This is a genomic window from Rhodococcus rhodochrous, assembly GCF_014854695.1.
Classification (GTDB): domain Bacteria; phylum Actinomycetota; class Actinomycetes; order Mycobacteriales; family Mycobacteriaceae; genus Rhodococcus.
Genome location: NZ_CP027557.1, coordinates 4555673 through 4578178, shown reverse-complemented (window position 1 = coordinate 4578178; position 22506 = coordinate 4555673). Strand labels below are relative to the sequence as shown.

Here is a 22506-nt window from a genome sequence, read left to right as displayed (position 1 = left end):
TTCTTGAGCAAATCTTCATGAGATCTCCACCGGAACCCGGGAGCGCACACGCGAGGGTGGATGCCATGAACAAGAAGGCTCTGGCCGCCGGTGCGATCGCGCTGGCAGTGGCATTCACGACGTCTGCGTGCAGTGATTCCAGTGGTAACGAAGCAACCACGGCGACCGCCACTTCGGCCCCGACATCCGCCGAGGCGAACTCCGCGCGGTTCGACCAGGACGATGTGATGTTCTCGCGCATGATGATCCCGCACCATGCGCAGGCCATCGAGATGAGCGACATGCTGCTGGCAAAGGACGGCATCCCGGAGCCGGTGAGGGCGCTGGCCGAGCAGATCAAGGCAGAGCAACAACCCGAGATCGAGCAGTTCGAGGCGTGGCTCGACGAGTGGGGCATGCCGCCCATGCACAGGGAGGACACTCCCCGGATGGACAGACTCGACATGCCCGGCATGCCGCACATGGACGACATGCCGCACATGGACGACATGCCGCACATGGACGGGATGATGAGCGAGCAGGACATGCAGGCACTGTCCGACGCGCAGGGTGTCGACGCGGCCCGCCTGTATCTGGAGCAGATGATCGTCCACCACGAGGGAGCGATCGAGATGGCGCAGGACGAGATCGAGGACGGGCAGTACCCCGAGACCGTCGAGCTGGCCCGCACCATCGCCGACACCCAGCAGAAGGAAATCGACACGATGCGTCAGTTGTTGACCACTCTGTAGCCGATCCGCGTCGCGGGTTCGTCCCGCCGGCCGAGTCAGGAGCTGTCGATGTCCCAGCAGGTGCACGAACACACCCACGAGCACGCCGGCCACGATCGTCACGCGGGGCACGGCGCGCACGGCGAGATGTTCCGGCGACGGTTCTGGGTCAGCCTGATCCTGTCGGTACCGGTCGTCGTCTTCAGCCACATGGTCGCCGAACTCTTCGGTTATCACCTTCCGGATGTTCCGGGCGTCGAGTGGATCCCACCGGTGCTGGGCACCGTCATCTTCTTCTATGGCGGCGTGCCGTTCCTGACCGGCGGCTGGGCCGAACTACGTTCCCGCCAACCGGGGATGATGCTGCTCATCGCCATGGCGATCACGGTCGCCTTCGTCGCGTCGTGGGCCACGACTCTCGAGGTCGGCGGTTTCGACCTGGACTTCTGGTGGGAACTGGCGCTGCTGATCGTCATCATGCTGCTCGGCCACTGGCTCGAGATGCGGGCGCTGGGTTCGGCCTCCGGGGCACTCGAAGCGCTGGCCGCGATGCTGCCCGACACCGCCGAGAAGGTCACCGACGACGGTGTGGTCGAGGTGCCGCTGCACGACGTGGCTCTCGATGACGTGGTGCTCGTGCGCGCGGGCGCACGTGTGCCCGCCGACGGCACGGTCATCGACGGCACCGCCGAGGTCGACGAGTCGATGGTCACCGGCGAATCCAAGACGGTCACCCGCGACGTCGGCGCCACGGTGGTCGCGGGCACCGTCGCCACCGACAGCGCGTTGCGGGTGCGGATCACGGCGGTGGGGGAGGACACGGCGTTGGCCGGTATCCAGCGCATGGTCGCCGATGCCCAGGCGTCCTCGTCCCGCGCGCAGGCCTTGGCGGATCGTGCCGCGGCCTTCCTCTTCTACTTCGCCGCGATCGCGGGTGCTCTCACCTTCCTCGTGTGGACGTTGCTCGGCAATCTCGACGAAGCGGTGGTCCGTACTGTCACCGTTCTCGTCATCGCGTGCCCTCACGCGTTAGGTTTGGCGATCCCGCTGGTGATCGCCATCTCGACCGAACGTGCGGCTCGGGCGGGTGTGCTCGTCAAGGATCGGTTGGCGCTCGAACGCATGCGCACCGTCGACGCGGTGTTGTTCGACAAGACCGGCACCCTCACGCAGGGCAGGCACGAGGTCACCGGTGTCGTCGCGACGGCGGGAACGGACGAGGATCATCTGCTCGCCCTGGCAGCAGCGGTCGAAGCTGACAGCGAGCACCCGGTCGCGCGAGCCATCGTCGCCGCCGCCCATGCCCGCGTGCCGTCCGCCGAGCGAATGGCAGTGACGGACTTCCGCTCGTTGCCCGGCCGCGGCGTGCGAGGACTCGTCGATGGAGTGGAGGTGACGATCGGCGGACCGTCCATGCTGAGCTCCCTGCAACTGTCGGTGCCCGACGACGTCGCCGCCGTCACCGACGGATGGGTACGACGTGGCGCATCGGTGCTGCACGTCGCCTCCGACGGGCGGGTACTCGGGGCAGTGGCGCTCGAGGACACCGTGCGCGACGAATCCCGCCAGGCCGTCGACGCGCTGCATGTGCGCGGCGTGACGGTCGCGATGATCACCGGTGATGCCCAGCAGGTGGCCGACGCGGTGGCCGCCGATCTGGGCATCGACGAAGTGTTCGCCGAAGTGTTGCCGGAGAACAAGGATGCGAAGGTCGCCGAATTGCAGGAGCGCGGGCACACCGTCGCGATGGTCGGCGACGGCGTCAACGACGCGCCTGCCCTCGCACGGGCCGACGTCGGTATCGCGATCGGAGCCGGCACGGACGTCGCGATCGAGTCGGCCGGCGTCGTCCTCGCCGCGAACGATCCGCGAGCGGTGTTGTCGATCGTCGAACTCTCGCACGCGAGCTATCGCAAGATGTGGCAGAACCTGCTGTGGGCAACCGGATACAACGTCGTCGCCGTTCCGCTGGCAGCCGGGGTGCTCGCTTTCGCCGGTGTTGCGATCTCCCCGGCCGTGGCTGCGGTGCTCATGTCGGCGTCGACGATCGTCGTCGCGCTCAACGCCCAGACGCTCCGGCGCCTCGATCTCGGCCCCGAGCACGCTACCCACGGATGAGTTTCTCGATAACTTCCCTTTTGTTGTCGCGCGCACGCAACAGTTCTGTGAGACGATCTCAATCGCATAACGTATCGGGGCTGCTACGGAGGACGCGGCTTCGATATACGGGGTTGTCGACGTCCGAGTGCAGGGAGGTGCTCGAGCTTCGAAGCGTCTCGGGGAGGAGACACACTATGAGGGTTCTTCCGTCATGACCACAGTTCGTCAAACGAACGACGATGCTGCACATGACCTCTCACATATCGACACCAGTGCCGGTGTGCCGGACCGCAATAGAATGTCCCCCACCTGGGGCTGGCGGAAGTCCTACGCCAACACTCTGTTCGTCACCGACAGTCTGGTCATCGCACTAGCAGTCGCGCTCACGCACGTGACACGTTTCGGGCAGGACTCGCTCGCCGCCATAGACGCCCTCACGGTACTGGGTTACACGCTCATTCCCGTCGCCTGGACTGTTTTTCTTGCCCTCTTCGGTACCCGGTCCAGGGGTGTCATCGGCACAGGATTCAAGGAATATCAGCGCGTCATCTCGGCAACGCTCTATTTCTTCGGTTTGGTCGCCGTCCTTGCGCTCGTCTTCCGGATAGACCTCGCGCGCGATTTTCTCGCCGTCGCTCTGCCCGTTGGTCTCGCGGGTCTGCTGTTCTTGAGGTGGGTCTGGCGACGGATAGTCGCACGTCGGCGTCGAACAGGTGAGCTCACGACGTCGGTGCTCGTGGTGGGCGGCGCACGCGCAGTGCGCCAGATGGTCAGCACGTTCCAGCGACACAGTGGTGAGAAGTATCGCGTCGTGGGTGTGTGCGTGCCGCGCTATTCCGGTGTGCCGGGCGAGAGCATCGATGTAGACGGACGGCAGATCCCGATCCACGGCGACGAGAACACCGTCGTCACAGCGTTGCGTGCCTCAGGTGCCGACACCGTCGCGGTGACCGCCACCGAGACCCTCGGGCACGAAGGCATCCGAGACCTGCTGTGGCAGCTCGAACCCAAGCGTGCCGATCTGGTGGTGGCGACCGGCGTCGTCGACGTCGCTGGCCCGCGCATCGAGATGCGCCCGGTGGCCGGATTGCCGCTGATCCATGTGGAGAAGCCGAGCTATCACGGTGCCAAGCGTAGCGGGAAGCGTCTGTTCGACCTCGCGTTCTCGCTCGCCGCGCTGTTGTGCCTGGCACCGGTCTTCGCTGTCGTTGCGCTGCTCATCAAACTTGAGGATGGCGGCCCGATCTTCTACAGGTCCGAGCGCATCGGCCTCGACGGAACTCCGTTCGGAATGATCAAGTTCCGCTCGATGGTGCAGAACGACGACAAGCTGGTCGACCAATTGCTCGATCAGAACGAGGGCGCCGGCCTGCTCTCCAAGATGAAGGAGGATCCGCGCGTCACCCGTGTGGGTCGGGTCCTGCGTCGGTTCAGCATCGACGAGCTGCCGCAGTTCATCAACGTCGTGCGCGGGGAGATGAGCGTGGTGGGTCCGCGCCCGCCGCTACGTCGCGAGGTAGAGAGCTACGACGGCCGGGTCAAGCGTCGTCTGCTGGTGCGCCCCGGTGTGACGGGCCTCTGGCAGGTCAGTGGCCGCTCGGACCTGTCGTGGGACGAGTCGGTGCGTCTGGACCTGTCGTACGTGGAGAACTGGTCCATGGTCTCCGACGTGCTGATCATCATGAAGACCGTGAAGGCGGTCGTCGCCAGCGAAGGCGCGTACTGATCTTCGGGCGAAACAGTCCTCGCCCCAAGATCAACTTCGCGGTAGTGTCTCAGGCTGTCGCCGTCCCCTGCACGGTGACATCGAACCCCGCCGGAAGGTTACTCGCATGGCCTTCCGGCGGGGCTTCTGTTGTCTGTGGGCATACTTCCGCTCGTCCGGGGTAGGTCTACGTCTCGAGCGGCAGGGTGAATTCATCGGGTGATATCCGGCTCGTCAGGCTACGAAACTCGGAGTGGGACCGTTGTCCAACTCGTGCAGTGGATTGTGTTCTTGCTCCTCGGTTGGGTCGTCGTGTCGATCGCCGTGGCCGTGATCTTCGGGCGAATCATTCGGGCTCGTGACCAGCCCGAGGTCCCGCCACCGTTTCCCGAAGACGGTGATACGCGATGGGAGGACGCCGGTTGAGCCGGTGATAGCTGCCTCGACGGTCTTCGGGCATCCGGGGGCGTTTGCGAGGCGGGTCCCGCGGGAAGTCGACTGTCAAAGAGATCTGCGCAGTTCGACGACTCCACCGATGTACAGGACGGTATTTCATGCCTGAGGAAGACGTACACACCACTAAGACCGATCAACTGAAGTTTCAGGATCCGACCACTCGCTACCCGTCCATCTCACCGCCGAAGCAGGATCAGCCCGAGCCGGGACTCGATGCCGACATGGTGCCCAAGGCCGACATCGGCGAGTTCTCGTACCGAGGGACCGGCAGGCTCGAAGGACGTAAGGCACTGATCACCGGTGGTGACTCGGGCATCGGCGCTGCTACTGCCATCGCATTCGCGCGGGAGGGTGCCGACGTCGCGATCTCGTACCTGCCGGATGAGGAACCCGACGCAAAGAACGTCGCCCGCATCATCAGCGAGAGCGGCCGTAAGGCGATCACGCTTCCCGGTGATCTGACGGATGCCTCGTTCTGCACGGATGTCGTCAACCAGGCGGTCGAACAGCTCGGCGGGTTGGACATCCTGGTCAACAATGCGGGCAAGCAGATCGCGGTCGAGGGACTCGACGACCTGCCCGACGATCAGCTCGAGCAGACCTTCCAAGTGAACATCCTCGCGATGTTCCGCACCACGCGCGCGGCGTTGAAGCACCTGCAACCGGGCTCGACGATCATCAACACCACATCGATCGTGGCGTACCAGCCGTCGCCGGCGTTGATCGACTACTCGTCGACGAAGGCCGCGATCAACAACTTCACGAAGAACATGGCGACCCAGCTGGCGGAGAAGGGCATCCGCGTGAATGCGGTTGCGCCCGGACCGATCTGGACGCCCTTGCAGCCCTCGGACGGTCAGCCGAAGGAAGAGCTGCCCGAGTTCGGGCAGAACACCCCACTCGGACGTGCGGGACAGCCGACCGAGTTGGCACCCGCCTACGTGTTCCTGGCGTCGCCGGAATCGAGCTACGTGGTGGGAGCGACGATTCACGTCAACGGTGGGATGCCGTCGCCGTAGAACGAGCCGTAATGAACGAGTCGTGCGCGCCAGTGAATCTCCACTGGCGCGCACAATTCGTTCTGGAGTTTCAGACTGCGCTGGATACAGCGTGCCGGTAAGTGCTTCCCCGGGCTGCCGAGATCGGCACGACAGAAGCAACGTCGGCCGAGGTTTCCGCCAGCGCGGCGAGGATCTGCTCGGGACCGGCGCATGTGCTTGCGCACGTGATCCCTCGAGCGCGGAGCTTCTGCAGGGTGAGTGCTTCGGCGGCGGTGCAGTAGCCGTCGAGGATGTCCTCGGTGAGGATCGCGTAGTCCACTTCGCCTTCGAAAGCGGTGGTGGTCTCGATCCCTGCGAGGTCGAGGCGCTCCTGCAGTTCTGTCCACCTGTCGAGTGCGACGGTGCTGGAAGGGGTGCCGAGGAAAAGTACCCGTGCCGGTCGGTCCGAAAGCGATGATGTCGTCACAGGCTGCTCCAGGGTGCGAGTAGGTCAGGTGAAACCGAATTGCCACTCCCGGTAGGGAGTTACACCTTCACCTGCGAAATGTGTTGTTTCACACTGTGTACAGGACCTGTTCACCCTCCGCTACCCGGGCAACTATCAGGAAACACGAATGTGACAGAAGTGGTTACGATTCCGCCCAGGCGTTGGGGACTTTCGTCCCGAAATTCTGCTCCAAACACGCGAAAGCGACAATCGCCCTCGTTGGGTGTTCGGATCCTCTTGGGTCGGCTACGACCTACGGGAAGGCCCGAGCACGACCGCGCCCGGACCGATCCCGAGCGGTAGCGCAGCGAGAACCTCGATCACCGACCAAGCAGTGATCGCAGACGTGCGTCCACTCGACGCCGGGTCGATCGCGTTCTCGAAAGTCAACTCGTACCGGCCGAGCGGTGACTCCCACTCGACGACGTGCCGCGTGCTCGCAGCGGCGGGGTCGGCAATGACCACCACCTCGACCCGATCGAGCCCGAGCGTCGCGAGGGCGAGAGCCACCGACGAGTTCGAGGTTCGCGGAAAGGTCAGCGCAGCCTTTCGGGCAGATCCTCTGAAAACGGTGCGTTCTGCCTCCAAACGTTCTTCGATGCCGAGCGCACCGGGTCGTTTGATCGTGGTGTGGGTCAGGCGTGCACCGCGGGTTCCTGCACGTGTCGCTGCGGCCAGAACATCGAAGCCGCCGATCGCGCCCGTCGGGAGCAATACACGTCCTGGTCCGGAGCCGAACGATTCCACATCGAAGCCGCGCTCGGCCAAGACGCCGCACGAACAGACGATGGCGTCCTTACCGCGTTTCACCACCTCGGGTACCAGGGTCCGAGCGGCGTCGACCGTGGCAGCTTCGACCACGATGTCGGCAGCGTCGAACGCAGCAGCGGCTTCCTCCGGGCTGCTTCGTGAGTTCAACACGGCCGTGAGGCTTACGTCCGGCACCGAGCCGGCGTGCAGAGCGTCGATCACCGTCTGTCCAATCGTGCCAGCCCCGACTACGCACACTGCGAGCGGACGACGCTCAACTCCCTCGGGTACCAGTTGCCTCACGTCCTTTGCGACTGCAGCCGTCGCGCCTGTGAACTATGGGCTCATGGTACCGGGCGGCGGGAAAGGGGGCAGGCGTCGGTGACATCATCTTCATCGCGCGTGCCATGACGACCACCAGGTAGATGCAGCCGCCGCGAGTGCTCCGAACACGATGAGTCGGAACACATATCTGCCTGCACCCGGCAACTCGAGGTCGGTCTCCGCGAAGACCGCGTTCACCGTGTTCCACATGAAAGCACCACTCAAGTTGCCGAACACCTTGGACACGGCGACGATCGCGGCGACCAAGGCGATGCCCCATGTGGCCATGTTGTGGGACAACCGTGTGTCGATCGCGACGAACAGGTATCCGAAGGCGCCCCAGGCCGTGAACATCAGGAGGTCCACGGTCAGCGTCACCGTCGGATTCATGAGGAACACGCTAAGAACGAGCGAAACAACTGCTGCCAACGTAGATGCCGATGACGATGGGAGCGTCGTTCTTTCGCGCCACCTGCACCAGCGGGTGAGAACTGAGCAGCTCGCCTCGAACGCCGGCCGTCATTGCCGCTTTCACCTTGTTCGTCATCCGGATCCCCTTGTTGTGTACCCGATGCGGGCAAGCATAAGGAGCCGAAGACCGGTGAGGAATCCGTCGATCGAACTACGCAGGGACTGATCCTGTCATGCCGCCGACGGCATCGCCTCCTGCCTACGAGTGTGGCGCGTATGCAATGTCGCGCGACGACATGGACAGCGCACTGCACGCCCGAACTCATCGTCAGGTAGCCAGCCGTACTCATCACATTGGCCACACCGCGGTGGGAGTTCGGGGCGCGGCGGTTGCGGTGCTTGCCAAAGGGGGATCCACGCCGCCGCGGAACGAGCTGGATCCCATGGCCGATGACGATCGAGCGCGGCACGGACGAGCGCTTCTACGCCGTGAAGGGCTATCGATTGCTCGGCGATTGCGCATTTCGGGGGAGTCAAGGTGTCGAACCGTGCGGTGAGGCCGGCCCGGCGGCACGCCGTGGGCAATCGGTCGATGGGAGATAACTGCTGCCGTTCGCGTGCCGCTTCGCGGATGCGATTCGTCGCGTCGCGGAGAGCAGCAGGTTCTTCTTTTGGTTCAAGGACGGTTCGGGTGACCGGGGCGTCACCCCGCTCGGTCGTTCCTGTCACCCCGGTGAGTGTCGTCTTGTCACCTCGTTCGGAGCTGCGGGGCGGCGGAATGTCGCCCCGCTTCATCGACAGGTTGTAGAGGACGGGACGGCGATCTTCGCGAGGAATCTTGGCCGCAACTCGCTCCTGGTCGCCATGCGAGATGAGCCCGAGGGAAACGAGTGCCTTCAGACAACGCTGCACCTGACGCTCGCTGATGCGCGCGTAGCCGGCGAGCTTTCTTACGGATGGATATGTCTCCGCGCCGTGACGGGACGCATGATTGGCGAGGCCGAGCAAGACCACTGTCAGAGCCGGCGCCGACGGCATGCCGGGCGGGATGGGTGACGGAATGTCTGCCTGTTCGAGTGCCCAGGTGATCGCTTCGATGCTCACGACAACACCTGCGCATAGGTATGATGACGCATGTTCGACTCCTCCATAGTCGGACATCCGGCCCGTCGCGATGCCCGTCGCGGCGGGCCATCTGTTGTGAGTTGTTCGCACAACCGTTCGATTTCGATTAATCATCCTGGCACTGGTGCAGGAATGCGTCAACAGTTGGAATCTTGGATGCCCTACCTCCGGTGTCCGGTGTCCGGTGAACGGGGTTCCGGGGTAACGATCACAGGGTGATTCCCTGGGTGAAACTAGAAAAGTGATGTAACGGAATAATCGGACTTTGCGAAGATGCAGTGTCAGTGCACATTCGACTAGGGGTTCCCATGAGCGAGCGTCTGCCAGTCGACCAGACGGCCGATACAATCCAGTTCCAGCGCATCGACGACGCAACCGGGCGTCATCAAACCAACGTGTCGCCTGCCCGGGACCGCAGCGGCGACAGCAACAACCAACTGCATTCGTCAAACGGTCATTCATCTTCAAGGCGGCTCGTCTTCACGGAACGCAGGGGGCCCGATCTCTGGTTGATTGCCGCCATCGTGGGCCTGATCAGTGCTTTGGCGATCTTCGCGGGCGGATTGGTAGTCAATCAAGCGCGCGATCCGGGTCCTACATACCAATCGGTCTACTCCCCGGAAAATAGCCTTGGGGGGTCGCAGAAGTAGCACGGCGTCTCGCCCCAGCGGCCAGCGAACATCGCTCCGGGCAGCTTGTTTGAGCTTGTCCAGAGCCGTACTCCCGTCGTAGCTGATCGGCACACCATGCCGATAGATTCGGGACATGAGCTAGCGTTGGAGGGGTGACGGTTATATGTAAAGGGATGGGACGGCGAGGGCAGAGCGCGTGATGATTTTGATCCTGCGCGGAAAGCTCGATGCCTGCATAGGGGATGGGTGTCTACGTGCCGCCCGCAGGCACCGCGCTTCAAGTGCGCGGTAATTTGTGAATCAAACTGGGTAGATCGATGTTGCGACGCTTCGTTTTTTTCACCACGACGTTGACAACTATCCGACGCTGCATCGCCGGGACTATATTAGTCATGTTTATCGCCGGATTGGTTTTGTTCGTCGGCTCATTGAAATTCATTGTTTGGCCTCGTATGGATTCCCCCCACGAGGCGGATGCAATCGCAGTCGTCGCAGGGGCGCACGATGGTCGCGAACAGTATGCGCTTAACTTGGCGAAAGCCGGTCTCGCTGATGTGGTCTTATTATCGAATCCGTACGGTCCTGATGACTCATTGATGAACGATTTCTGCGGAGCCGCGCAGGACGTGAGAATCCTATGCTTTGATCCGGCTCCCTCGACGACTCGAGGCGAAGCGACTGCAATCGCGACCACTGCGAAATCTGAAGGCTGGAAAACAATCATGGTGGTTACATATAGGCCGCACGTCAGCCGGGTTCGATACGAGATGGCGAAGCGTTTCGATGGTGAGGTTACTGTCGTAGCTGTTCCTCGATCAATACCGGAATCTCGGTGGCCGTACGCTTATTTGAGAGAGATGGGCGGATTCACCAAAACCGTCCTCGATTCTGCCCAGTCGTTCAGCGAGCAGGTGAGATCCGCCGCCACGAGACTTCTACCAAATCTGTGAGCGCCCGTCTCGTACAATGACTCAGCGCGAGAATACCCCGTACGGTACCTCGGATCCTCCGATGCAAGAGTCGATGATGCAGAGTTCCATGCGCTGCACGCGATCTAAAAGCCTACTGTATGGGGAGATTAGGCTTAACGACGTGACACCGCCGTAGTTTGAATGCAGACCACGGTACTGCGCATCATGGCGTCCTTCTACTGCTGGCCTAGCAGCTTCTACTTGCAGGGTTCGGACGTAGAAATCCATGCCGAGGGCTGCACCGGCGACGTTCGAAAGCGAGGCAATAACAACGCTTGAAAGCCAGGCCGCTCGGACAGACCAGAGGGTGCTCACAGCGGAGGGTTGGCACTGATCCGTCGACTATTGCGGACGGGCGTCACGACGATATGTGGAACGGGGATCTGCGGTCAGCAAGGTCACCGTCAACCGGTCAGTGGTCCCGGATCAACAACCGGGGTGCGAATGCGAACCGGCTCGGCTTCGTCCACGCCCTTCGGAGAGGTCTCCCGGTTGTGAAGGTGTGTCGTAGCAGCTGCACTTCACGACGGGAGACCTTCGCTGTTCACCGACCCGTTACCGCGTGTCATCGCAATCGTTCAAGCATCTACCGCTCGCCACGTCGCCAGGAGTCCGAATCGGGGCGATTGGTCCAATTGGGCCGGACTCGCGCCCTCTTCAGCTATCGATGCCACATGAGAATGAACGATGACACGTCCATGGCCAAGTGAATGGACACTTGTCCTCAGTGGTTGACGCGAGAAGGTAGCGGGAGTGATTTACGTCACATGTAAGGATTTGTCACTGCTGATGTTACCGGCCGGTAGAAGTCTATGAGGTGCGTTATAAGGTTGTGACCTGGGGTTATCTAGCGCCGTCGCGTCCTCCGGTTAAGTACGTCGCTGCGCTGGTAGAAAGCATGTCGCTACTAGTGTTGCGTCCGAGATGCGCACGGGGCGCTTATGTCTGATTATGGAAGGGTCTCGACGCCCTCATCCGACTGCGGATGCACCAGAACGTCTGGGAGGAATGTTCGGTGTAACGAAACCGCAGCGCGACCGAAGGGTTGAGGGGAAGAGGGTAGATCGCCCTCGCACGTCTCGGGGAGGGGACGGACTATGTCTTTTTTCGTGGCGCGTGGCCGGCGGTTAGTCGCTCATGCTCACCTCTGTGTAGGACGGCACCGCTGCTGCACTCAAGGTGTCGGTTTACGGCAACCTGACGATTTGAAGTGCTGCGACTTTGGATGTACAAGGTCATCGACACCGTGAAAGCAAGAATTTTGATTCTTGCAATTAGACCTTGTACTTATCGGAGATCGTAATATGAAAAAATCGCCATACGTAACCCCAGTCGGTGTGGAGAAAATTGCAGTTCCTCGCTGGACCTACTCGCCATGGCTGCTCGTTGATGCACTGGTTTGGGCACCAGCGCTTGTCCTCAGTCTGTGGCTCCGATTCGATTTCGACGCTGCACGTACGGCAACTGCAGTAGACAGTAGCCGATTTCTCTTCTCCCTCTTGGCTATAGCCGTAGTGCAGATCCTAGTGGGGTGGACAGTCGGCCTGTATCGCGGTTGGTACATAAGAAACAGTCCAATCGAGATCGCCGCCATAGGTATTGCAGTACTTAGTGGAGGCTGTGCTGGCTTCGTGATGACCGTCCTATGGGGCGCGTCTGATGAGCTACCTCGATCGGCTCTTCCAATCGCGGCCGCATTCCTGTTCCTGGCGGTCCTTTGGCTCCGGTACATGGCCCGGCTAAAGCGTCTATTCGGTGCTGGACAAAGCGAAAGCGCGGAACCCGTGCTGGTGTTCGGGGCAGGGGAGGCCGGGCACAGTCTCATCCGCCAGATCCGCCGCAGTCATGACAGTCCTTACCGAGTCGTCGCGGTGCTCGATGACGATCCTCTCAAGCAACGTATGCGGATCAACGGAGTCAAAGTAGTAGGCACGCGTGACGGTATCGCCGCCGCAGCCGACAGATTCGGCACGGCGACACTTCTGATTGCTGTGCCGAGTCTCGATCCCAACGAACTGCGGATGATTAGGGACAGTGCGGAGGAAATCGGTCTGCACGTCCTTGTTCTCCCCCCGCTGGACAAGATGATGCACGGCCGGGTCCATGTAGACGAGCTCCGCGAGATCAACGTTCATGATCTTCTGGGGCGAAAGCCGATACAGCTCGATCTCAAAGTGATTGCTGGATCGTTGAACGGCCAACGTGTTCTGGTGACTGGCGCCGGCGGATCGATCGGGTCGGAGCTTTGCCGCCAACTCAACGCATTTCGGCCTTCGGAACTGATCATGCTCGATCGCGACGAATCCGCATTGCACGCTGTTCAGTTGTCAATCGAGGGTAAGTCAATGCTGGACGGCGACAACACAGTGCTGATGGATATTCGAGACAGGTCAGCTCTTGAGAAGCTCTTCTTGAAGCGTCGGCCTGACATCGTAATTCATGCCGCCGCCCTGAAGCATCTTCCACTTCTCGAAAAGTATCCTCTCGAAGCGTTCAAGACGAATGTCGTTGGAACGCACAATGTTATCGAGGCGGCGCTGAAATCAGGTGTTAGTACGTTCGTGAACGTTTCGACCGATAAAGCGGCTAATCCTATTTCTGTCCTGGGCGAGTCGAAGCGTGTTACAGAAAGACTCACGGCAGCAGCAGCTCGACGATCATTCGGTCGATACGTATCGGTCCGCTTCGGCAACGTCCTGGGATCTCGCGGGTCGGTGCTCACCGCTTTCGAGAAACAGATCAAGGCTGGGGGACCTGTGACCGTCACCCATCCTGACGTGACCCGATTTTTCATGACGATCCCAGAAGCATGCCAATTAGTTCTGCAAGCGGCTGCTGTGGCCGAATCTGGCGAGACTATGGTGCTCGACATGGGCGAGCCATTGAGCATCGACGAGGTCGCTAGAACCTTGATCGCACAATCGGGTAATCCGGACATCGAGGTCGTCTATACCGGTCTTCGTGACGGGGAGAAGCTGGCCGAAGAGCTCTTCGATTCTCGCGAGAATGCAACTCAGGGGGACCGCCACCCGTTGTTGTCCGAAGTGCGTGTTCCTCCACTCGAATTCGATGACGTCGACATCAGGAGCATTGCCACTCACGCTACAGCCCAGGAGTGGTTACTGATCGCTGCGAATCCTGATGGAAAGTCGGCGCGACCCGATGTGAATCATGAACTCGCGACGGAGGATCAGCTTCGTCTTGTGCAGCAGTAGAAAGCAGGGATATAACGTGCCGAGCGCTTATGACGGAAAGACAGTCCTGGTGACAGGGGGGACAGGGTCATTCGGGCGGACCGTGATTCGCAGAGCATTGGGCACCGATGTTGCGGAAGTACGTGTCTTCAGCCGTGACGAAGCAAAGCAGGACGAGATGCGCCATTCCGTTGGAGATGGTCGTGTTCGTTACTACATCGGTGATGTTCGGAACCGAGACTCGGTCCGTCAGGCACTCAGTGGTGTCGACTATGTGTTCCATGCTGCCGCGCTGAAGCAAGTGCCCAGTTGCGAATTCTTCCCTATGGAAGCGGTGCGGACCAATGTGGAAGGCAGTCGGAACGTCATCGACTGTGCGGAAGAGAACGGTGTCAAGTCCCTCGTCTGCCTCAGTACCGATAAGGCCGTCTACCCAGTGAACGCGATGGGGATGTCCAAGGCGCTCATGGAGAAGTTGGCGCGTGCACATGCTCGCGCCTGCACGAACCCCGAAACAATAGTTTCGTCCGTGCGCTACGGCAACGTAATGTATTCGCGAGGGTCGGTTATACCTCTCTTCGTGAGGAAAATCTTTGCCGGTGAGGCGCTTCCGATCACCAAACGGTCGATGACGCGTTTCATGATGACGCTCCAGGAATCCGTGGACCTCGTCGAGTACTGCTTCGAGCATGCCGAGCAGGGCGACATTTTCATCCAGAAGGCACCCGCGTGCACTATCGAGGAGCTTGCTCTCGCATTGTGTCGCGTTTTCGGCGTGGAGCCCGTGATCCAGGATATCGGTATCAGACATGGAGAGAAACTCCACGAAACGCTCGCCACGCGTGAGGAACTCGCGATTGCCTTCGATCACGGCAAGTACTTGCGACTACCGGTAGATGCGCGGGAACTGCAGTACGACACGTACGTGGACAGGGGCATGAACGCGATTCAGAAGTCCCAGGATTTTGATTCGGATAACGTCACAAGGATGACTTCTGAAGAGTTATCGTCCAAGCTTCTCGATGTGCCGGAGGTGTGCCGCGCTTTAGTCGAATTCGGCCGTGACGTCGATGCGCTTCGGGAGGAGTTCTCCGTAGCGACCCCGGTTGGTGCCCTGTGAAGGTGGGTATTACAGGCGCCGCCGGTTTTCTCGGGACACACCTCCAGTTGGCAATCAAGGCATACCGCCCTGAGTGGGATATCTCGACGATCACTCGTCGTGAGACCTCATCGGACCTATTGCTCGATGATGCATTGGCCGGTGTAGACGTAGTTTTTCATCTGGCAGGAGTGAACCGCGCTGCCGACGACCAGGTCGAGCAAGGAAACGTGGAACTTGCGCGTTTGTTGAGCGATTCTCTTGATCGCGTCCGCTCTACTGCCGATATCGTCTACGCAAACTCGATCCAAGCGGACCTCGATAATCCTTATGGTAGAGGGAAGGCAGCAGCGGCCGCAGTGCTTCGAAAAAGCGCAGAGGGGCGAGGCAGTCAATTTTTTGATGTCCGCTTTCCGAATCTGTTCGGCGAGGGCGGACGTCCTTATTACAACTCGTTCGTGGCGACCTTCGTGGCAAAGGTCGTCGCAGGTGAGGATCCGGTTGTGGAGAACGACCGCACGATCCGGCTCGTACATGCGCAGGATGCAGCCGAGCACCTCATCGGTCTTCTCGGGGACTCTCCCGAAGTGCACCCACTTGAGGGGTTCGATGTACGGATCTCGGACGTGGCCGAGATCCTGGCAGCTCAATATGCGGTGTATCGCTACGGAGTGTTTCCGGACCTCTCGTCGGCCTTCGAGATGCGTCTGTTCAACACCTTGAGCGCGGCGTTATTTCCAGACCATCTACCGATCCCTCTTGCACAGCACAGCGACTCACGCGGAACCTTCGTGGAGATCACGCGCAGCCTAGGTGGTGCGAGTCAGTCTTCGTTCTCTACGACAAAGCCAGGTATCCGGCGTGGAGATCACTTCCATCTGCGCAAGGCCGAACGCTTCGTGGTCGTGAAGGGCAATGGACTTATGCGGCTACGCCACATGGTCACCGATCGCGTCGTCGAGTACCCAGTGACCGGTGACAATCCCGTGGTCGTGGACATGCCCACCGGTTGGACACATTCGATCGAGAATATCGGCGAGGAAGAGATGATTACGCTGTTCTGGATCAGCGAACCCTATGACCCTACTGATCCCGACACGTTCCCCGCGAAGGTGTCCGATGAGCCTGTGCGCATGCGGGAGATGGATGGGAGCAGCCAATGAAGGTCATGACTATCGTCGGTACTCGTCCGGAGATTATTCGCTTGTCTGCGACGATGAAACTCCTCGACCGCACCGTGAACCACGTGTTGGTCCACACCGGACAGAATTACGACTACACGCTCAACGGTGTCTTCTTCGACGAAATGGGACTACGGGCTCCCGACCACTTCCTCAACGTTGACACGTCTTCCCTCGGATCAGCTCTCGGCGGGATCCTGATCGGCGCAGAGAAGGTGATCCAAGAGGAGCGACCGGATGCGGTGCTCGTTCTCGGCGATACGAATTCGTGCATTGCTGCTTTGATGGCGCGTCGACTCAAAGTGCCGGTGTACCACATGGAAGCCGGCAACCGGTGCTTCGATCAGAACGTTCCGGAGGAGACGAACCGCAAGCTCGTCGACCATGTGAGTGATTTCAACCTGGTGTACACGGAGCACGCGCGCAGAAACCTCCTGAGAGAGGGTTTGGAACCGCGGCGCATCCTCAAGACGGGCTCACCGATGCGAGAAGTGCTGACCGATGCGCGGCCGGGGATCGAAGCCAGCACAGTCCTTTCGAGTCGCGGTCTCAAAGAGAATGGTTACGTGGTCGTGAGCGCTCACCGGGAGGAGAACGTCGACCTGCCTGCCCGACTGAATCAGCTGTTGGATTGCCTCGATGCCGTTCGAAAGTACACCGGTCTCCCGATCATTTTCAGCACGCATCCACGTACCCGGAAACGCCTAGAGGCCCTGGGCCGCGTCGTAGATGGCGTGGACTATTCTGAACCTCTCGGATTCTTTGATTACCTCCGGCTCCAGCGGGACGCTTATGTTGTCCTGTCAGACAGTGGCACCATCAGTGAGGAATCAAGTCTGCTCGCGTTTCCGGCGATCACGTTACGCGACTCGATCGAACGTCCGGAGGCTCTGGATTCCGGGCATATCGTCATGACCGGGTTGAACCCTGATGACTGCGTGGATGCCGTGCGCTTTGTGACCGAAAGTTCACGGATGGAGCGAATGTCCCCCGCCTATCCGGAAGACTACGAGATCAGTGATTGCTCGCGGCGCGCGGTATCTTTCATTCTTTCTACCGCGCATAGAAGCCACCAATGGGCTGGTATAAGGGTATGAGAAAAGGAGCAAGGAGCGCGAAAGTGTTCCACCGCCGGAACGCACGTGCAGATTTCGCACGGACCGCACCCCCACGTGTCGGATATGTCACTCAGTGGTATCCGCCTGAGCCTGCGGGGGTTGCGGCAAGTGTCGCGCAGAGCTTAAATAAGCGTGGTTTCGAATTGCGCGTTTACACCGGCATACCGCATTACCCGTCGGGTAAGGTTACTTCGGGTTATCGTGCATGGAAACCAACGGCTGAGGTCAGCAATGGAATCGCGGTCCACCATTACCCCGAATTCCCGTATCGTGGCCGTGGCGTTCTCGGACGTTTTGTCGGATATGCATCTTTTGCATTGGCGTCAACAGTAGGAGCAATGCGGCATCTTCGCCACGACGACGTTCTGCTTGTGTATTCCTCACCTGCGACAACGGCCTTTCCGGCCCTCGTCGCCCGACTCGTATTCGGCACGCCGTTTGTCCTTCACGTTCAAGACATTTGGCCGGACTCCGTTCTGAATTCCGGCTTCATCGAAAAGTCACTGATCGCGAAGGTCATCAATCTAGCGCTGACTAGGTTCGTCAACCTGACATATTGGGCGGCCGACCACATCGTCACAATCTGCCCTGGAGCGAAGGAAATGCTTGTCGCCAGAGGCGTGCCGCCGGAGAAGATTTCGACGATCTACAACTGGCTGGATGACACCATTACGCCGAGCTCTCTGGTGGGAGATGCTGAAGAGCAACGCCGAAATCTGCACCGTCAGTTCGATATTCCTACTGGGGCAACCATATATCTTTATGCAGGAAACTTCGGTCCTGCGCAGAATCTTGAGGCACTAGTTGAGGGGTTCGACAGCGCTGGTCTCGGCGAAGGTCACCATCTTGTCCTAGTAGGAGATGGCGTGTCCAAAGAGAACGTGCAGAGCATGGCTGCCTCGCTTGCGCAAGTTCACGTATACCCGCGGGTGGATAGTGAAACCGCAGCTGCGATGACGCTGGCTGCAGACGTGTCGATCGTCAGCCTTGCGAGCGACCCCTTGTTCGAGGCGACATTCCCAAGCAAATTGCAAACCATAACCAGATTGGGACGTCCTATTCTTGGCGTTCTCGCGGGTGATGGGGCGAATTTTGTTCAGAATTGGAAGCTCGGCCACGTTGCTGAGCCTGATGATGTCCAGTCCATTGCCCAAGCGTTCAAATCGTTTTCGATAGCCGACGCAGAAGAGTTGACAGCGATGGCCCGTTCGTCGTTGGAGGCGAGCGAGACCGAACTGTCCGAAGAGTCAGGGGGGGCCAAACTCGCCGACCTTCTCCGCTCCGCAGTTGTTCCTGAGAAGGAGATCCAAGCATGAACGCCAGTAAGCCGAAGAAGGTCGTCGTGATCGGACAAGGCTACGTCGGTCTTCCCGTTGCCGTTCGGGCGGCCGAGGTTGGCTACGAGGTCGTCGGTATCGATATCGATCCGCGTCGTGTCGAGTCGTTGCAGGCCGGGAAGAGCTATGTCGAAGACGTGTCTTCCGAACGCCTCCGCCGTGTGCTCGAGTCGCAGAATTACCGACCCAGCAGTTCGTACGAAGCAGCTGAGGGATTCGACTACGCGGTGGTAAGTGTTCCTACGCCTCTGCGAGAAACATTGCCCGACCTCACTTTCATCGAACTTTCGGCACGCGATCTTATGGTGCACGTCAGTCCTGGCTGTACTGTGATTCTCGAATCGACGACCTATCCTGGCACGACCGAAGAGCTCATGGTACCGATTCTCGAAGAGGGGTCCGGGCTTCGTGCCGGCGAGGACTTTTTCGTTGGTTACTCGCCCGAACGTATCGACCCGGGAAATCCTTCGTACGGGTTTGTAGAGACTCCGAAAGTCGTATCTGGAATCAACGACGAATCCCTCCAGCGTGTGAACGAGTTCTTCGGTTCACTCATCGAAACGACGGTCCCCGTGTCGGGGACACGTGAGGCCGAGTTGACTAAGCTTCTCGAGAACACGTTCCGTCACGTCAATATCGCACTCGTCAACGAACTCGCCGTATTTGCGCACCAGCTCGGAATCGATATCTGGGAAGCAATTGACGCAGCTGCGTCGAAACCCTTTGGATTTATGCGGTTTACGCCTGGCCCGGGTGTCGGCGGCCATTGCTTGCCTGTTGACCCCTCGTATCTTTCCTGGCAGGTGCGCAGACGTCTGGGGCAAAATTTCCGATTCGTGGAGTTGGCCAACGACGTGAACGATCAGATGCCGAGCTACGTGGTGCAGCGTGCGACTGATCTACTCAATGACGCGTGCAAGTCGGTGCGTGGAGCATCCATTCTGCTGGTCGGGCTCTCGTACAAGAAGGGAACGGGTGACGTACGGGAGTCTCCTGCGTTGAAAGTTGCTTCGTTGCTACTCGAGCGCGGTGCCAATGTCGCCGGAGTCGATCCCTTCGTCGATGAAGCGAGGTGGCCCGAAGGCGTCACTCGAACCGGTCTGAGTGAGTCCAGTGCACGCGGGTGGGATCTAGCGATAGTCATCACGGATCACGACGAACTGGACCTGGAGATATTGACACAGAGAGGCTACCCGGTCCTTGACACGCGTAATGTCGTCGTTGGACCCAGCGTGGTGAAGTTGTGAGAACCTCGGTCGGCGATTCCACTGTGATCGACTTTGCCGGCGGCACGGTCGGCGGTGCCGGTCGATTCCGCGGGCAGTACCTCGCACTCGAGGAACACGGCAAGCTTCCTCCTAATGTTCCCATTGGGTTCGACGAGTATGTGACACCCTCGTGGTTGGTGCGACGAGAACTCGTAGCACGTGGTGCCGCGAAGGTTGTAGCTGCGAACAATGTAGGCACCCTGACGGCGGGTAAGGAGAGATGGACTCTTCTTCGTAACGCCAACCACTTCTTGAGCGACGAGGAATGGGCGGCGAGCCGACAGCATTTCTCCCCCAAGTTCCGTGCGCAGATCCCGATTGTTCGAGCTGCGCTACTCCGATCCGACCTGCTGGTCGTACCCTCCCAGTCGATGGCTGAACGTGTGCTGCGCGTGCACCCGAAACTGCATGATCGTGTAGTCGTTCGATTCCATCCGCTCCTGCAGCCACCTAGGAGACGACCCACCGGTGAAGGACGCAAAGTCATCTTGTGTCCGGTTGTTCCTTCCCCGTACAAAGACCTGGATACACACCTCACTGCCATAGCTCGCGCGCTCTCGGGTCGCGAAGACATCGAAGTTGTGATGACCATGTCACCAGCGGATGCCCCGCCGAAACTGCGCGAAAGGAAGTTGTTCAGATTCTGCGGCGTCCTGCCACGCGAGGACCTGGAGGAGATCTACAGCACCTGCGCGGCGGTGTATTACCCGACGTTGGTGGAGTCGTTCGGCTACCCGTTGGCTGAAGCGCGAGCCGCCGGCATACCTGTCATAGCTCAAGACATCGCCCACAATCGCGATATTGCGGGAGGAGCACTCTTCGGATTCCAATACGCGGATGACGAGAGCCTCGCGGACGCCGTAGATCGTGCGCTTGATACCGATCTCATTGCAGACCCCGCACCGTTCGATCCTGAAAGTTATTTCAAATGGTTGCTGGACTAGACCTCGCGGTCGAACTTGTAACAGGCTCGGCCGCTTCGGTGCTCGACCCAGGTGCCCCCGACATTTACTTCACGAGTGCGTACGGTGCGGCTGCTCAACACTCCGAGCGCGGAGAGTGGTGCCTGGTATACGGGGCGGATGGTCGATGGCAGATCCCCCTGATCTTGCGTCCTGTGCTTTCCGGAGGAGTGGACGCGGTCTCTCCATACGGTTACTCCGGGGCGTACGCTCACCCCGACCTGTCGGTTTCTGAAGTCACCAGCCTCTGGGACAGAACTCTCGAAGTACTTCGGGAAGAAGGCGTCATTTCACTGTTTTTGCGCCGCTCTCCGTTGGTGAACCAAGCGCCGCTACCTGCCCTATCCGTTCTAGTCGTCGAGGCGCACCCGACCTACTTCATAGATACGGACGACGTGGACACCTTGTGGAAGAGAATGGAGGGCCGTGCACGGACTGCAATCCGCAAGGCGAACCGCACCGGGATGTCCGTCGATATTCGTTCTGTTTCTCTCGAGGATCTACAGGCCGGCTCTGCGTTCAGAACGATTTACGCGCAGACAATGGCAAAAGTAAACGCTCGCCGCTACTACTTGTTTGACGACGAGTACTACCGCATTCTTCACGAAAAGCTGGAGAGTTCTCTGCTCATCGCGACAGTTCGCAGTGGAGAAGGAGAGATCCAGGCGGCTTCGTTGTTCATGGCACACCATGGCGTTCTCCATTACCACCTTTCGGGATCGTCCCGTGACGGCACACGTGCCGGAGCGACCAGTCTCCTTCTGTGGAAGCTGCTGGAACACGCCGCGCATACCGGAGCGCGGGGCGTCTTCTTGGGTGGGGGTGTACAGCCTGGAGACGGCTTGGAACGGTTCAAGCGCGGATTCGGCGGAGACCAACGGAACTACACTGCGGCTGGCGTGATCGTCGACGACGCTGCGTACGAGAATGCCGTAGCGGCATCGGCTCGCAGGCAGGGAGTCACCGTTTCCCAATTGCAGGACCTGCGTTTCTTCCCTGCGTACCGCAAGGAGGTCAAGTGATGTCGAACTCTCCCAAGACGTTCTATCAGCGGCGAGGCAAGCGAATCTTCGACGCGTGCGCCAGCGCCGCTCTTCTCGTCCTTACAGCTCCTATTCACGCATTGTGTGTACTTGCCGTCAAGGTGGACTCGCCGGGTCCAGTGTATTTTCATCAGACGCGGGTTGGGCGTCATGGGCAAGAATTCAGATTGCATAAATTGCGTACGATGCTCGTCGGGACGGAAGAACTGATGAAGAATTATCCTACCAGCGACAGGATCACGCGCAGTGGGAAGATGCTACGTCGGTTGAGTCTGGATGAAATACCGCAACTATGGAATATTTTTCGCGGAGAAATGAGTTTTGTCGGGCCTCGTCCTACAATTCCCGATCAAGCCGTGCGCTATACTGATTTTCAGCGCCGACGTCTTAACGTGACACCAGGTCTCACAGGCCTCGCGCAGATCCGCTACCGAAACAATGCCACCTGGAGCGTACGTATAAAGTCGGATGTCGAGTACACCGAGAAGATCCGTTTCCTCACCGATCTCGGACTAATACTGCGAACAGTGCCTGCCGCGTTTAAGGGTAGCGGACAGCTAACAGATCAAACCAGTGCACAGGTAGATGACCTCGGACAAGGGTCGACAGTATGATCGGCCAGGAGAGCGCCG

General features: G+C 59.9%; 20 protein-coding genes. 15 read left to right on the top strand and 5 right to left on the bottom strand.

Going from position 1 to position 22506, the window contains the following annotated elements; translation table 11 throughout:
- Positions 1-65 precede the first annotated feature (65 nt).
- From C6Y44_RS20805 to C6Y44_RS20790, 4 genes are all read left to right on the top strand, one after another.
- Positions 66-731 (top strand): DUF305 domain-containing protein, encoded by a 666-nt coding sequence (locus tag C6Y44_RS20805; RefSeq protein WP_192378889.1) that lies wholly within the window; start codon positions 66-68, stop codon positions 729-731.
- 48 nt (positions 732-779) lie between these two features.
- A complete protein-coding gene (locus tag C6Y44_RS20800; RefSeq protein WP_192378551.1) occupies positions 780-2828 on the top strand; it encodes a heavy metal translocating P-type ATPase in 2049 nt (682 codons plus the stop codon).
- Positions 2829-3108: 280 nt separating this feature from the next.
- Complete coding sequence (locus tag C6Y44_RS20795) at positions 3109-4536, top strand: sugar transferase (RefSeq protein ID WP_192378888.1); 1428 nt, start codon at positions 3109-3111, stop codon at positions 4534-4536.
- Between the two features lie 533 nt (positions 4537-5069).
- Complete coding sequence (locus C6Y44_RS20790) at positions 5070-5990, top strand: SDR family oxidoreductase (RefSeq protein WP_192378550.1); 921 nt, start codon at positions 5070-5072, stop codon at positions 5988-5990.
- Between the two features lie 70 nt (positions 5991-6060).
- Here C6Y44_RS20790 and C6Y44_RS20785 read toward each other — a convergent pair whose 3' ends face one another.
- The 5 genes from C6Y44_RS20785 to C6Y44_RS20765 all read right to left on the bottom strand — a co-directional run bounded on the left by C6Y44_RS20785 (position 6061) and on the right by C6Y44_RS20765 (position 9048).
- Entirely contained in the window at positions 6061-6438 is a 378-nt protein-coding gene (locus C6Y44_RS20785) for a hypothetical protein (RefSeq protein WP_225623631.1), read from the bottom strand.
- Between the two features lie 267 nt (positions 6439-6705).
- Positions 6706-7467 (bottom strand): aspartate dehydrogenase domain-containing protein, encoded by a 762-nt coding sequence (locus C6Y44_RS20780; protein WP_192378887.1) that lies wholly within the window; start codon positions 7465-7467, stop codon positions 6706-6708.
- A gap of 135 nt (positions 7468-7602) precedes the next feature.
- Positions 7603-7923, bottom strand: coding sequence for a hypothetical protein (locus tag C6Y44_RS20775; RefSeq protein WP_192378549.1), 321 nt, complete (start codon positions 7921-7923; stop codon positions 7603-7605).
- A 10-nt stretch (positions 7924-7933) separates the two neighbouring features.
- Positions 7934-8080 (bottom strand): hypothetical protein, encoded by a 147-nt coding sequence (locus C6Y44_RS20770; RefSeq protein WP_192378548.1) that lies wholly within the window; start codon positions 8078-8080, stop codon positions 7934-7936.
- A gap of 95 nt (positions 8081-8175) precedes the next feature.
- Positions 8176-9048 carry a helix-turn-helix domain-containing protein gene (locus C6Y44_RS20765; protein WP_192378547.1) on the bottom strand — a complete coding sequence of 291 codons (873 nt, stop codon included), beginning with the start codon at positions 9046-9048 and terminating at the stop codon, positions 8176-8178.
- Positions 9049-9377: 329 nt separating this feature from the next.
- On the opposite strand from C6Y44_RS20765, the gene C6Y44_RS20760 reads away from it, so the two are divergent.
- From C6Y44_RS20760 to C6Y44_RS20710, 11 genes are all read left to right on the top strand, one after another.
- Positions 9378-9719 carry a hypothetical protein gene (locus C6Y44_RS20760; protein WP_192378546.1) on the top strand — a complete coding sequence of 114 codons (342 nt, stop codon included), beginning with the start codon at positions 9378-9380 and terminating at the stop codon, positions 9717-9719.
- Between the two features lie 374 nt (positions 9720-10093).
- Complete coding sequence (locus C6Y44_RS20755; RefSeq protein ID WP_192378545.1) at positions 10094-10651, top strand: YdcF family protein; 558 nt, start codon at positions 10094-10096, stop codon at positions 10649-10651.
- A 1325-nt stretch (positions 10652-11976) separates the two neighbouring features.
- On the top strand, positions 11977-13887 hold the full coding sequence (locus C6Y44_RS20750) for a nucleoside-diphosphate sugar epimerase/dehydratase (RefSeq protein WP_192378544.1): 1911 nt from the start codon (positions 11977-11979) through the stop codon (positions 13885-13887).
- Positions 13844-14986: a polysaccharide biosynthesis protein gene (locus C6Y44_RS20745; protein ID WP_192378543.1), complete on the top strand. Its 1143-nt coding sequence runs from the start codon at positions 13844-13846 to the stop codon at positions 14984-14986. The genes C6Y44_RS20750 and C6Y44_RS20745 overlap by 44 nt, the downstream gene beginning before the upstream one ends.
- Positions 14987-14988: 2 nt before the next feature.
- Positions 14989-16128: a polysaccharide biosynthesis C-terminal domain-containing protein gene (locus tag C6Y44_RS20740; protein ID WP_225623629.1), complete on the top strand. Its 1140-nt coding sequence runs from the start codon at positions 14989-14991 to the stop codon at positions 16126-16128.
- On the top strand, positions 16125-17243 hold the full coding sequence (wecB, locus tag C6Y44_RS20735) for a non-hydrolyzing UDP-N-acetylglucosamine 2-epimerase (protein ID WP_192378541.1): 1119 nt from the start codon (positions 16125-16127) through the stop codon (positions 17241-17243). Before C6Y44_RS20740 ends, wecB begins: the two co-directional genes overlap by 4 nt.
- Positions 17222-18580, top strand: coding sequence for a glycosyltransferase family 4 protein (locus C6Y44_RS20730; RefSeq protein WP_318653653.1), 1359 nt, complete (start codon positions 17222-17224; stop codon positions 18578-18580). The genes wecB and C6Y44_RS20730 overlap by 22 nt, the downstream gene beginning before the upstream one ends.
- Complete coding sequence (locus tag C6Y44_RS20725; RefSeq protein WP_192378539.1) at positions 18577-19848, top strand: nucleotide sugar dehydrogenase; 1272 nt, start codon at positions 18577-18579, stop codon at positions 19846-19848. Before C6Y44_RS20730 ends, C6Y44_RS20725 begins: the two co-directional genes overlap by 4 nt.
- A complete protein-coding gene (locus C6Y44_RS20720; protein ID WP_192378538.1) occupies positions 19845-20813 on the top strand; it encodes a glycosyltransferase in 969 nt (322 codons plus the stop codon). Before C6Y44_RS20725 ends, C6Y44_RS20720 begins: the two co-directional genes overlap by 4 nt.
- Before the next feature lie 188 nt (positions 20814-21001).
- A complete protein-coding gene (locus C6Y44_RS20715) occupies positions 21002-21853 on the top strand; it encodes a GNAT family N-acetyltransferase (RefSeq protein WP_192378537.1) in 852 nt (283 codons plus the stop codon).
- On the top strand, positions 21853-22488 hold the full coding sequence (locus C6Y44_RS20710; RefSeq protein WP_192378536.1) for a sugar transferase: 636 nt from the start codon (positions 21853-21855) through the stop codon (positions 22486-22488). Before C6Y44_RS20715 ends, C6Y44_RS20710 begins: the two co-directional genes overlap by 1 nt.
- Positions 22489-22506: the final 18 nt, after the last annotated feature.

What these genes read in the sequence shown, in the direction of transcription:
- C6Y44_RS20805 (WP_192378889.1), top strand. Translation starts at nt 66, where the DNA reads ATGAACAAGAAGGCTCTGGCCGCCGGTGCGATCGCGCTGGCAGTGGCA.
- C6Y44_RS20800 (WP_192378551.1), top strand. Translation starts at nt 780, where the DNA reads ATGTCCCAGCAGGTGCACGAACACACCCACGAGCACGCCGGCCACGAT.
- C6Y44_RS20795 (WP_192378888.1), top strand. Translation starts at nt 3,109, where the DNA reads ATGTCCCCCACCTGGGGCTGGCGGAAGTCCTACGCCAACACTCTGTTC.
- C6Y44_RS20790 (WP_192378550.1), top strand. Translation starts at nt 5,070, where the DNA reads ATGCCTGAGGAAGACGTACACACCACTAAGACCGATCAACTGAAGTTT.
- C6Y44_RS20775 (WP_192378549.1), bottom strand. Translation starts at nt 7,923, where the DNA reads ATGAATCCGACGGTGACGCTGACCGTGGACCTCCTGATGTTCACGGCC.
- C6Y44_RS20770 (WP_192378548.1), bottom strand. Translation starts at nt 8,080, where the DNA reads ATGACGAACAAGGTGAAAGCGGCAATGACGGCCGGCGTTCGAGGCGAG.
- C6Y44_RS20760 (WP_192378546.1), top strand. Translation starts at nt 9,378, where the DNA reads ATGAGCGAGCGTCTGCCAGTCGACCAGACGGCCGATACAATCCAGTTC.
- C6Y44_RS20755 (WP_192378545.1), top strand. Translation starts at nt 10,094, where the DNA reads ATGTTTATCGCCGGATTGGTTTTGTTCGTCGGCTCATTGAAATTCATT.
- C6Y44_RS20750 (WP_192378544.1), top strand. Translation starts at nt 11,977, where the DNA reads ATGAAAAAATCGCCATACGTAACCCCAGTCGGTGTGGAGAAAATTGCA.
- C6Y44_RS20745 (WP_192378543.1), top strand. Translation starts at nt 13,844, where the DNA reads ATGAACTCGCGACGGAGGATCAGCTTCGTCTTGTGCAGCAGTAGAAAG.
- wecB (WP_192378541.1), top strand. Translation starts at nt 16,125, where the DNA reads ATGAAGGTCATGACTATCGTCGGTACTCGTCCGGAGATTATTCGCTTG.
- C6Y44_RS20730 (WP_318653653.1), top strand. Translation starts at nt 17,222, where the DNA reads ATGGGCTGGTATAAGGGTATGAGAAAAGGAGCAAGGAGCGCGAAAGTG.
- C6Y44_RS20725 (WP_192378539.1), top strand. Translation starts at nt 18,577, where the DNA reads ATGAACGCCAGTAAGCCGAAGAAGGTCGTCGTGATCGGACAAGGCTAC.
- C6Y44_RS20710 (WP_192378536.1), top strand. Translation starts at nt 21,853, where the DNA reads ATGTCGAACTCTCCCAAGACGTTCTATCAGCGGCGAGGCAAGCGAATC.